Annotated in this window: 6 protein-coding genes; 3 read left to right on the plus strand and 3 right to left on the minus strand. The window is 36.3% G+C overall.

The window, feature by feature from the left end:
- Positions 1-95 precede the first annotated feature (95 nt).
- Both KO495_RS03460 and KO495_RS03465 read right to left on the minus strand, forming a co-directional pair.
- Positions 96-2,132, minus strand: coding sequence for a diguanylate cyclase (locus tag KO495_RS03460; protein WP_215979002.1), 2,037 nt, complete (start codon positions 2,130-2,132; stop codon positions 96-98).
- A 41-nt stretch (positions 2,133-2,173) separates the two neighbouring features.
- Entirely contained in the window at positions 2,174-3,097 is a 924-nt protein-coding gene (locus KO495_RS03465; RefSeq protein WP_215979003.1) for a transporter substrate-binding domain-containing protein, read from the minus strand.
- 493 nt (positions 3,098-3,590) lie between these two features.
- Here KO495_RS03465 and KO495_RS03470 point away from each other — a divergent pair, with 493 nt between their 5' ends.
- From KO495_RS03470 to KO495_RS03480, 3 genes are all read left to right on the plus strand, one after another.
- Positions 3,591-8,456, plus strand: a complete 4,866-nt coding sequence (locus KO495_RS03470) for an NAD-glutamate dehydrogenase (protein ID WP_215979004.1) — start codon at positions 3,591-3,593, stop codon at positions 8,454-8,456.
- A 140-nt stretch (positions 8,457-8,596) separates the two neighbouring features.
- Positions 8,597-9,607 (plus strand): quinone-dependent dihydroorotate dehydrogenase, encoded by a 1,011-nt coding sequence (gene pyrD / locus KO495_RS03475; RefSeq protein ID WP_215979005.1) that lies wholly within the window; start codon positions 8,597-8,599, stop codon positions 9,605-9,607.
- Between the two features lie 422 nt (positions 9,608-10,029).
- A complete protein-coding gene (locus KO495_RS03480; RefSeq protein WP_215979006.1) occupies positions 10,030-10,509 on the plus strand; it encodes a cytochrome c in 480 nt (159 codons plus the stop codon).
- A 211-nt stretch (positions 10,510-10,720) separates the two neighbouring features.
- Here KO495_RS03480 and KO495_RS03485 read toward each other — a convergent pair whose 3' ends face one another.
- Positions 10,721-11,416, minus strand: coding sequence for a cytochrome b/b6 domain-containing protein (locus KO495_RS03485; protein WP_215979007.1), 696 nt, complete (start codon positions 11,414-11,416; stop codon positions 10,721-10,723).
- Positions 11,417-11,637: the final 221 nt, after the last annotated feature.

Here is an 11,637-nt window from a genome sequence, read left to right on the forward strand (position 1 = left end):
TAAAAATGACCAAAAAACGTTGTCCGCTGCGATTAAAACGCTTTTATCTCTAACAAAATTTAACCGTGAAAGATCAACAGCCCATAGCTTATAAGTTATTGATTAAATAAATTTTTGGCATGTGTGATATTAATGCTAGATACACAAGCGAGCTTCTGTTCGTTTAACATCGCACTTGTTGAGTTCTTTACTCTTGTCATACCATAGTGTTCAGCGTTGTCTGTAACAGCCATTTTAGTTAATTTACTTACGTTCTCTAATTGCTCTCCTGCTAATAAACCTACCCACGCATCGCGCTTATTTTCTTTCGCGCTATAAAGTGCGATATCGGCAATATCGATAACTTGCTCCCAAGTAAACAGCTTAGGATGGTGCTGAGAGAATGGGTATGAAGCAAAACCAATAGAGCAGCTACAATGGATACTTTTGGTGTTATTCAAAACAAAAGTATGGGTAGCAACAGCTTTTCTGAAGCGCTCAATGACTGCGTTAATTTTATAACGGTTAACGTAGCGAGCTACAATAAGAAACTCCTCACCTCCCCAGCGAATTAAAAAATCCGACTCTCGAAAGGTTTGCTTGATTAATGTTTTCATTTGCACTAAAACATTATCACCTGCAGAGTGGCCATAGTTATCATTTACTTGTTTAAAATGATCGAGGTCGATAAGAATAAAAGTGAGATCATGCTCTAGGTTATTATCAATGTGATGGTTGACTGTATTTTCTGGAGCTGCCTGCTCAAGGCTAGCATTCATTTCATGATAATAACGATCTACGCGACTAATATCTTTATCGATAGATTGATAAAGAAAACGCCTATTATGTAAACCTGTGAGTTGGTCAAGTACGCTTATCTCTTTCAATTCTTGATTTTTATATGCAAGCTCTTTAGTGCGTTCTTTAACATTATGCTCTAATCGTTTTGTATATTTCCGCACCTGAAGCTGCCTAAAGGCAAATAACAAAATAATAAAACCAACAATCAACGCAATAATCGATAATTGTTGATGATAACGCTCTCTTTGGTGCTTTTGTTCTTGTGCTATTTTTTGGTTTTCATATAAGCTTTTCTGTAACGCACTGTCTTGCTCTAGTAATTTTATTTTTGACTCTTGTTGTTCTTTGCTAAATTGTGCTTCAAGTTGTAATACTTTACTGTCTCTAACTTTCTCATGCACTGCTTGTTGCACTAAATTATAGCGCTGTAAAAAGGTATAGGCGTTTTCATAATCTAACTGTTGGAAATAAGCTTGAGCAACTATTTTTTGTAAATTTGCTTGGTGCGATAAAAAGCGCGTATTGTAATTTTTGAGTAATTGCTGTTTGGCGATGGTAATTGCTTTAGTAAAGTTACCCTGTTGTAGGTAAGCCCTTGCTAAATATTCAAAATAGTTACGTCTAGTTTGTGCGGGCAGGTTTTCTAAGGTTGCTGAGGTTAATGACTCGAGATAAAGCAGTGCCTTGGGGTAATCTCCTAAAATGACGTAAAGCTGACCTAAATATACTTTTAAAGAGTAAGCATTGGCACTTGTTTTGTTAATGGTATGTAGTGCTTGATTAAGTAACGCCTTAGCTTGGAAGTAATTACCTAACATAAGGTAAACTAAGCCCTTTTCAATAAGTATTTCATTGCTTATGTCTTGATTGACCTGATTACTTAATAATAACGCACGATCATAGAATTCAAGTGACTCTTTATAGCGCTCAAGCTCAGAGTAGAGCTGCGCTAAATTTTGTAAAACACGTGTTTTTATCTCTGGGTTATGTAGTTTTTCGCTTAATTTAAACGCCTGAAAATTATATTTTAAGGCGTCAGAGTAATGCTCGTTACGTCTTGCGATCATGGCTTGAAAAATAAGTGTTTCTACTAATATATCGTTACGTTTAAGGTCTATAGCCAATTGCTTTAATATGGCTATTTTAGGAATTGAACGCATGTCTAAATCATTAGCGACATAGGCTTGCAGTTGTAAAAAACGTAACGAAAGACTTTTCTCTTTCGGAGAGTCATTTATTAATGACTCTGTTTTATCAATAACACTTTGAGGGTCTAATTTAATTTCATTAGCTAAGGCGCTTAAAGCCTCATCGTTTTGTGCATAGCATTTATTGTTGGGTATTGTGAACATTAATAAAGTGCTGACTATAAGTGATTTATAAATAACACTAATCATTTGGCGTCAACCGTTAACATAGTACTGTTTGCTAAAGACCAGCCTTTAACCTTTGAATTAATGAAACCTGCTTGACGATATAGTTTTTCTATTTCTCCACTTTCACGCATGATTTTAATTCCTTTATTTAAGGCATTAAACACTTGCGCTCCATTAGGGTGTTTTTTACTGACCACAAAATGACGACTGCCAGGCAGCATTATTTTAATATTAGGAATAGGAATATAGGTTTTATCATCGAACATTAAACTTAGATCTTCTTGTAAACTGAAATTGATCAGCATAGCGTCAACAACCTGGTACTCTACCATCGATAGCATGTCAATCCATGACCCCATAAAGTTTATCGTTTGTACTGGGCTATTATGTAACGCTCGCCAATCAGCGCCCCATTGGCTACTGGTAATAACTTTTAAATCTTTAAGGGTCTCCATCGTGGTCGACAATGCTTTTTTATTACTTCGGCTTGTATAAAATCCAGCTTCATATTCACCGTACCTAATTAGTGGGTCACTAATATATAAAGAGCCTTGATAATCCTTAATCATCTCAAACCATAATGTATTACCATAAAGTAAGCTGTCACCTTTAACTAAGGACGTTACTTCTCTTAGTGTTAAGGAGTCTTTTGGGTTAAAAGCGATAGTAGACTTTTCACCACCGAGGTATAGTGCTTTTTGTAAAATAATCATTTCGACTATTTCACGTTGAGAGCCTACTTTAGTAGGAGTGTAATCTTTAATGTCTATTGCTTTTTGTCCTCTAAGAGCTAGGTTATAACGTAACCTATAATCTTCAGCTTTGAGTATATCGGCATATATAACCGAATCAGCTAAAATTGCAGGACAATAAAGAAGACATAGGGTCAACAAAATACGACAAAAGTAATTAAGGGAAATATTAGAGAAAGTAAATTTCATTTAGACAACTGTATTATTTTTTAGATATTCAAAAAGTTTAATGAAAAATTAAAAAGGGAACCTCTCATTAAGTCATTACACTAAGCTTATTAAACTATAGATGTGAAGTACTTATGAAGCAAATTATGTATCGGTACACCTGATTGAAAAAGCGAATAAAACATTATTTATAGTATTTTGTTTTTTTGCATAAATAAACACAAATATCGCCTTTAAAGCATTATATATTTAGCTTAGTTGCATAAACATAATCAAGTGTACAAGAAAGTGTTCATCTACTGATTTTTATCTAATTATTTAGCCCGAGTTAATGAAAATATTACTCGCAATCGCCTAAATTTATTCATAAAATCCATTTCATAGTCTATCCTGATAGACACTATTAAAAAAATAAATAGTAAATTCATTTATTGAGCTTTTTTATCGACTAAATAATGACTTTATTAATACAACAACCAATTATTTCAAGCTTTCTTTTTAAAAGGAAACACTCATGGCGTTAGTGAACAGTTCTTCCTCGGTTATACTTAACAATGTAGCGAAACTTATCCAACAAAAAGTTGATAGTAAAACTGCTCCATTAGTTGAGCAGTTTGCCAATTTATTGTACGGAAAAATATCGTCTTTAGATTTATCAGATCGTAATGACAGTGATATGTATGGCGCGGCATTAAGCTTATGGAGTTCATTAAATGAACACAAAGATGAAACGCCGGTTATTCATGTATTTAACCCATCAGTAGATAAAAACGGTTGGAAGTCGAGTCACACCATTATCGAAGTTATCGTTAAAGACATGCCTTTTTTAGTGGACTCTATTCGTATTGCACTAAACCGTCTAGGGCTTTCACCACATTTAATGTTAAATGCGCCATTGAAAGTTGTACGTAATGAAAAATTAGATGTGACGGCACTATCGCCTATTGTTGACACAAAATTAAAAGCAACGTCAGAAGAAACTATCTTCTTAATTGAAATAGATCGACAGTCAGAGCAGAGTGAGCTTGATAATATTAAGTCTGAATTATTATCAGTGGTTGAAGATATCAGCTTAACCGTAAGTGATTGGCAACCTATGCTAGCTCGCTTAAAAGCCGTGATTAGTGAAGTGAGTAAAGCTAAATTACCCGGCGGTAAGCAAGAAAAACAAGACTCACTAGACTTTCTTAACTGGATGGCTGATAACAACTTCACGTTAATGGGTTACCGCGATTATGAAGTACAAGCCGTTAAAGGCGATATTTCGTTAAATGCCAATATTGGGTCGAGCTTAGGCTTAATGAAAAACTCAAAAGGTACCGCGACTCGACTAGTTTCAAGTTTAAGCGAACGAGGCCGAGAAGTTGCTCTAGGCAATAGTCACTTAATTTTAACGAAAACTAATTCGTGTTCACGGGTTCATCGTCCAGCGCAGCTTGACTATATTGGTGTTAAACGCTTCGATGATAAAGGTAACGTGATTGGCGAAGAGCGCTTTATTGGTTTATTCGGCTCAGCCTATTACACCAATAGCGTACAGAACTTGCCGTTTATTAGCTCAAAAGTTATGGCGGTATGTGACGCGTCAGGTTACGCCAAGGGTACTCACGACTATAAAACCCTAATCAATATTTTAGAAACTTACCCACGTGATGAAATATTGCAATCGTCAGTTGATGAATTATTACGAACGGTTACAGGCATTTTACAAATGCAAGAACGCGATTACTGTGGCTTATTTGTTCGTCGCGACGCGTTTGATCGTTTCTATTCTTGTATGGTTTATGTACCAAGAGAACGCTATAACACCAAATTACGTATTGATACGCAAGAATTATTACAACAGGCATTTAATAGTAAAGAAGAAGTTGAATTTACGACCTTCTTCTCAGAGTCTGTTCATGCAAGAACACATTACATTGTGAAAGTTAACTCGACTAAAGCAGATATTAACGTGAAAGAAATTGAAAAGAATCTAAATGAAGCTGCCCGTAATTGGGATGATAAATTAGTATCAGCACTAGCGGCTAATTACGGTGAAGCTGACGCTAAAGCACTTGGTCGTAAATATACCCACTTCCCACAATCGTATAAAGATGAAGTATTACCAGGTTCAGCTATTGTTGATATTGAAAAGCTAGAAAAGGTGAGTGCAGATAACAGCTTAGAAATGTTATTTTATCAACCGCTTGAAGAGAAAGCAGATAGTCGCTTTGTGAAATTAAAGCTATTTCATATTGGTGAGCCAATCCACTTAAGTGACGTATTACCAATGTTAGAAAACTTTGGTTTACGTGTTATTGGTGAAAGCCCTTACGCAATAAAAACGATTAACGGTGAAGTGAACTGGATTTTAGACTTTTCAATGCTCGTTAATGGCAATGGTAAGTTTGATTTATATAAAGTAAGAACATTATTCCAAGATGCGTTTGCTAAAGTATGGAGTGGTGATTTAGAAGATGATGGCTTTAACCGCTTAATTTTAGGTGCTGGTATTGAAGGTAGGGCAGTATCAATATTACGTGCTTTTGCTAAATACGAGCGCCAAATCGGTGGTCGTTTTAGCCAAAGCTATATCGAAGATACCTTCTCTAATTACCCGAGTATCGCTGAGTTATTAATTAACCTATTTAATTTACGCTTTGACCCGCAAAGTAAATTATCAGCAACGGCGAAAGAAAAAGCTATTACCAAGGTATTAGCTGAAGTAGAAAGCTCTTTAGATAATGTTGCTAACTTAGATGACGATCGCATTATTAGACGTTTTGTTGAAATGATTAATGCGACGATTAGAACGAACTACTTCCAAAAAGATGCTCAAGGTAATACTAAGTCTTATATTTCATTTAAAATATTACCAGAGCAAATTAGCGAAGTTCCTTTACCTATCCCTAAATTCGAAATATTTGTCTACTCTCCTCAAGTAGAGGGTGTGCATTTACGAGGCGGTAAAGTTGCTCGTGGTGGTTTACGTTGGTCTGACCGTCGTGAAGATTTCCGCACAGAAGTCTTAGGCTTAGTTAAAGCACAGCAAGTGAAAAATACCGTTATTGTACCTGTTGGTGCAAAAGGTGGTTTTGTTTGTAAACAATTACCAAGTGGCTCTCGCGAAGAAATATTTGAAGCAGGTAAAGAGTGCTACCGTACCTTTATTCGAGCATTGTTAGATATTACTGACAATATAGTTGATGGTGAAATTGTACCACCCAAAGATGTTATTCGCCTTGACGAAGATGATGCGTACTTAGTAGTAGCGGCAGATAAAGGTACCGCGACTTTCTCTGATATTGCTAATAGTATTTCGGATGAGTATAACTTCTGGTTAGGGGACGCATTCGCATCAGGTGGTAGCGTTGGTTATGATCACAAAGCTATGGGCATTACCGCAAAAGGTGCATGGGAATCAGTGAAGCGTCATTTCCGAGAAATGGATATTGATTGTCAAACAACCGATTTCACCTGTATTGCTATAGGTGACATGGCGGGCGATGTTTTTGGTAATGGTATGCTGTTATCAAAACATATTCGCTTACAGTCTGCGTTTAACCATATGCATATTTTTATTGATCCAAATCCAGATGCAGCAAGCTCTTACGTTGAACGTGAGCGTTTATTTAATACGCCAGGTTGTACTTGGGAAGATTATAACGCGAAATTAATTTCTCAAGGCGGTGGTATTTTTAGTCGCCATGTAAAATCAATTAAGTTAACGCCAGAAATTAAGAAAATGTTGGGTACGCAAAAGCAAAGCTTAGCACCAACCGATTTAATTCAAGCTATTTTAACCATGAAAGTTGATCTACTTTGGAATGGCGGTATTGGTACCTATGTTAAAGGTAGCAAAGAAACGCATTTAGAAGTGGGCGATCGCGCTAATGACGTTTTACGTATTAATGGTAAAGAATTAAAAGCAAAAGTTGTCGGTGAAGGTGGTAACTTAGGTTTTACTCAACTAGGTCGTATTGAATATGCTGCTAAAGGCGGTCGCATTAATACTGATGCGGTAGATAACGCGGGTGGTGTAGACTGTTCAGATAACGAAGTTAATATTAAAATTTTACTTAACACGCTAGTACAAAATGGTGATTTAACCATCAAACAGCGTAATAAAGTGCTTTACGATATGACTGATGAAGTAGGCGAATTAGTTATTGAAGATTGTTACCGCCAAACGCATTCATTGTCTATTACCGCTATGCGTGGTGTTAACCAACTTAAAGAGCAAGTGCGCTTTATTCATGAATTAGAACGTACAGGTAAGCTTGATCGTACCTTAGAGTTTATCCCTGATGATGAAGAAATTGCTGATCGATTAGCACAAGGCAAAGGTTTAACGCGCCCAGAGCTATCTGTGTTACTTGCTTACAGCAAAATGGTGTTAAAAGAAGACTTAGTTCATGATGAAATCACAACAAACGATTATCATGACAGATTGTTAATAACGGCTTTCCCTGAGCAACTACGTAATAAGTATCAAAATGAGATGCAAAACCATCCATTACGTGCAGAAATTATTGCCACTAAACTTGCTAACAAAATTGGCAATGATATGGGCTTTAACTTTGTTAATCGCATGCAAGAAGAGACTGGTGCAAGTGTTGCTGAAATAGCGAACTGTTATACTATTGCTAGTGCGGTGTTTGAACTTGAAAGCTTTTGGGAACAAATTGAAGTGCTAGATAATAAAATATCTACAGCTATTCAAACTGAAATGTTATTTCAATATCGTCGTACGGTACGTCGTGTTACACGCTGGTTCTTACGTCATCGTAATAAGTCGTTACCTATTGCTGAGTCAATTGCTCTTTATCAACCAACGTTTGCAACGTTGTCTGAAAAACTCGCTGACTTTATGATCAGTGATGAAATTGAAGCGCTAGAGCGTGTCGCTAATGACTTAGTTGAAGCAGGTATTCCGAAAGTTATTGCACAACGTATTTCACAGTTAAGTACACTGTTCTCTACTATGGATATTGCTGAAGTTGCCCAAGAAAACGGTTGTACTATTGAGCAAGCAGCTAACCTTTACTTTAAACTGGGTGCACGCTTAGAGCTACACTGGTTCTTAGACCAAATTACTCGTCAAGCGGTTGCAAACCATTGGCAAGCATTGGCAAGAGCGTCATTTAGGGAAGAGCTCGATTGGCAACAACGCTCACTAACTTCAGTTGTATTACGTTGTCAGTGCGATAAAGAGTTCTCTGCACTAGATCAACTACTTGATAAATGGATTGCAACTAACGAACAACCACTTGATCGCTGGAAGCATATTTTAACTGACTTTAAAGTAGGGCAAACGCACGATTTTGCTAAGTTCTCAGTGGCATTACGTGAATTAATGCTATTAAGCCTAAACTGCCAACCGGTTAGCATTAATTAATTATGGCTATTTAAGCACCAATAGCGTGAATAAATAAAGCTTGTTTTATTGATCAAATCCTCGCCTAGCGGGGATTTTTTTATGCTATTATGCAGCCATAATTTTTAGCGCGTATTATTTATCTATTGAGTAGGAACATTATGTTTTATCCAGCTATTCGCAAAGTACTTTTTCAGTTTGATGCGGAAACTATTCACGAACTGACGATTAAAGGTTTAAAAAGTACCGGTAAATCACCAGTTAATGTACTTTATAAACAATCGGTGTCAAACAAGCCGGTAACGGTTATGGGCATTAAATTTCCTAACCCTGTTGGTTTAGCTGCCGGTTTGGATAAAAACGGCGAATGTATTAATGCTTTTGCAGCGATGGGTTTTGGTTTTGTTGAAGTGGGTACCGTAACACCACGACCACAACCCGGTAATGATAAACCGCGTATTTTTAGATTACCTAAAGCTAACGCAGTTATTAACCGTATGGGCTTTAATAACAAAGGTGTTGATTACTTAGTTTCACAAGTACAAGCGGCTAACTTCAAAGGCGTGCTTGGTATTAATATTGGTAAAAATAAAGATACGCCTGAAGAAAATGCCAAAGACGATTACATTCATTGTATGCGTAAAGTGTATAACTTTGCTTCTTATATTACCGTGAATATATCATCGCCAAACACTCCAGGTTTACGCTCATTACAATACGGTGAAGCATTAAATGAATTATTGTCAGCCCTAAAAGCAGAGCAAACAGCGTTAGCCGAGCAATACGATAAATATGTTCCAGTTGCGGTAAAAATTGCCCCAGACTTATCTGCAGAAGAAGTTAATTCTATTGCACAGTCACTGATTGATAATAACATTGACGGTGTTATTGCCACTAACACTACGCTTTCTCGCGAAGGAGTAGAAGGGTTAGAGTTTGGCGATGAGCAAGGTGGCTTAAGTGGCGCGCCAGTAAAAGATAAAAGCACACAAGTTATTAAGCTACTTTCTCAAGCACTAAATAATAAACTACCTATTATTGGCGTTGGCGGTATAGCATCGAGTGAAGATGCGAATGAAAAGCTTCAAGCAGGTGCGAGTTTAGTACAAGTTTATACTGGTTTTATTTACCAAGGGCCACCATTGGTTAAAGAAATAGTTAACGGCTTATAACACTCTTCGTATTACTTTATACCCGTTATTAGTAAATAATAACGGGTATAAAGCACCTCTGAACTCCTTTCTAAATAATAAAACGCTCGCTTACATAATAGAGATAATGCTTTGTAACTACTATTATGAGCAATGTCTTTAACGCTTGTTATATACCATTACGACAATATATTAATAAACCAGCATTACATAGCTTACGCGCATCAGAGTAAAAAAAGTTGTCATGTGCAACTTAGATATTAATATCAATAAGCGGTGGAATGATTGTTTAAGTTTATGAGAAGCTTTAAAATTTAATGATGTGTACTTTATAAACGTATTAATTGTTTTTGTTACAAGTTGTTGCTTTTTGTGATGTGTTTTTACGTTACACTAAGCAAAGTAGAATCATCAAATAATAATTACTAAGAGAGAGGTTAGCGATGAGTGTCCTGAAAAAAAGTGTTTTAGTTTTAGCCGTAGCAACAAGTTTAGTTGCAGCAACCGTTAGTGTGGCTCAAGAAGCAACTTCACTAAAGCATGCTAATTATTCAACTGAATTACGTCAGTCGGTTTTTAGTCTTTTAGGTAGCAACATGGGACCATTAGGTGCTATGGCGAAAGGTAAAGCTCCTTTTGATGCCCAAAAAGCTGAAAAACATGCGCTGCGTATTAACCAGTTATCATTAATGATTGCCGATTACAGCCGTACTGATACCAGCAAGTTTGATGTTGAAACCGAAGCACTCGCTAAAATTTGGCAAGAAACAGACAACTATAGTCACCGTATTGAAGATTTAACTAAAGCATCTGCTGCGTTAATGGCAGCGGCTAAAACCAAAGATGAAGCGGCAACTAAAAAAGCTATTGGCGGTGTAGGTAAAACTTGTGGCGGCTGCCATGATGACTTTAAAAAAGATTAATGATTAGTAACCTTTTGGAATGCTAATTTCAAAAATGAAAACTCATTAATGAAGCACACACTTTGTGTATTTTGGATGTGCTGAGTAAAAAACCGATATGTTAATTTTAACGTATCGGTTTTTTTATGAAACGATGAACCTGAAGGGCATTAAATAACCTAACCTCAGGTTATTTAGAGCATTAGTATTTAAAACATTAGTATTTAAAACATTAGTAATAAAAATCTTCAATAACCGGTGCGTTTATTACCACCAACCAATAAATAAATGCTGCACAAACCAGTGCTAATATAATAGCGAGTATTATTTTTGAATGTGGAATTTCGGCCGAGCTGTCAACGTCTTTAGCATCTTTTTTACCCGTTAGCATTGGGGTAACTAAATTAAGCTTTTTTACTAACGCATAATAAGCAATAGCACCAATATGTAAGGCGATGGCAATTAGTACTAAATCAAAGGTATTATGATGTAAAAAGCTCATTAATTTTTCAGTGTCGCCAGAAACAACACTGTTGTATGGCCCTGTTGAAAAAACATCATTATCAATAAATAAACCGCTGATAGCTTGTACGCTCACCAGCACTATCATCAATATAACCATTAACGCGCCCAATGGGTTATGACCAGCACTGGGCGTGTTGCCTTGTTTGCTATCACGCTTAAATAAATAGTTTATAAGTTTTTTAGGGGAGGGGATAAATTGACTGAAACGGGCATGAGTTGGCCCGACAATTCCCCAGAGTATTCTAAAGGTTAATAAACCTAAAGCAACATAACCCAGCTGCATATGTATTTCTACTAGTTCACTGCCTTGCTCTGCGGTATACCACAAAGCCAAAATGGTCAGCGCAAAACTCCAGTGAAATATTCTTAAGGGTAAATCCCAAATTAAGTATTTTTTTGTCATGATATTTACCTCGGGGTTAAACATTCAACGTTATTAATTTTATTGAAAACGAATTGCTATATTTTAACTAACTTTATTAAAACAATCAGTAAAGAGATGTTAACTAACCTGAACTCGGATTAAGAGATATTTAACCAATTGAAATATAATAAAAAGCTACTTTTCTGAATCTCTAGCTTGATAATTTTTCTTAATTCAAGGAAAATTTCGCGTCAATAGCT

It is taken from the genome of Colwellia sp. D2M02, from assembly GCF_018860755.1.
GTDB lineage: Bacteria > Pseudomonadota > Gammaproteobacteria > Enterobacterales > Alteromonadaceae > Colwellia > Colwellia asteriadis.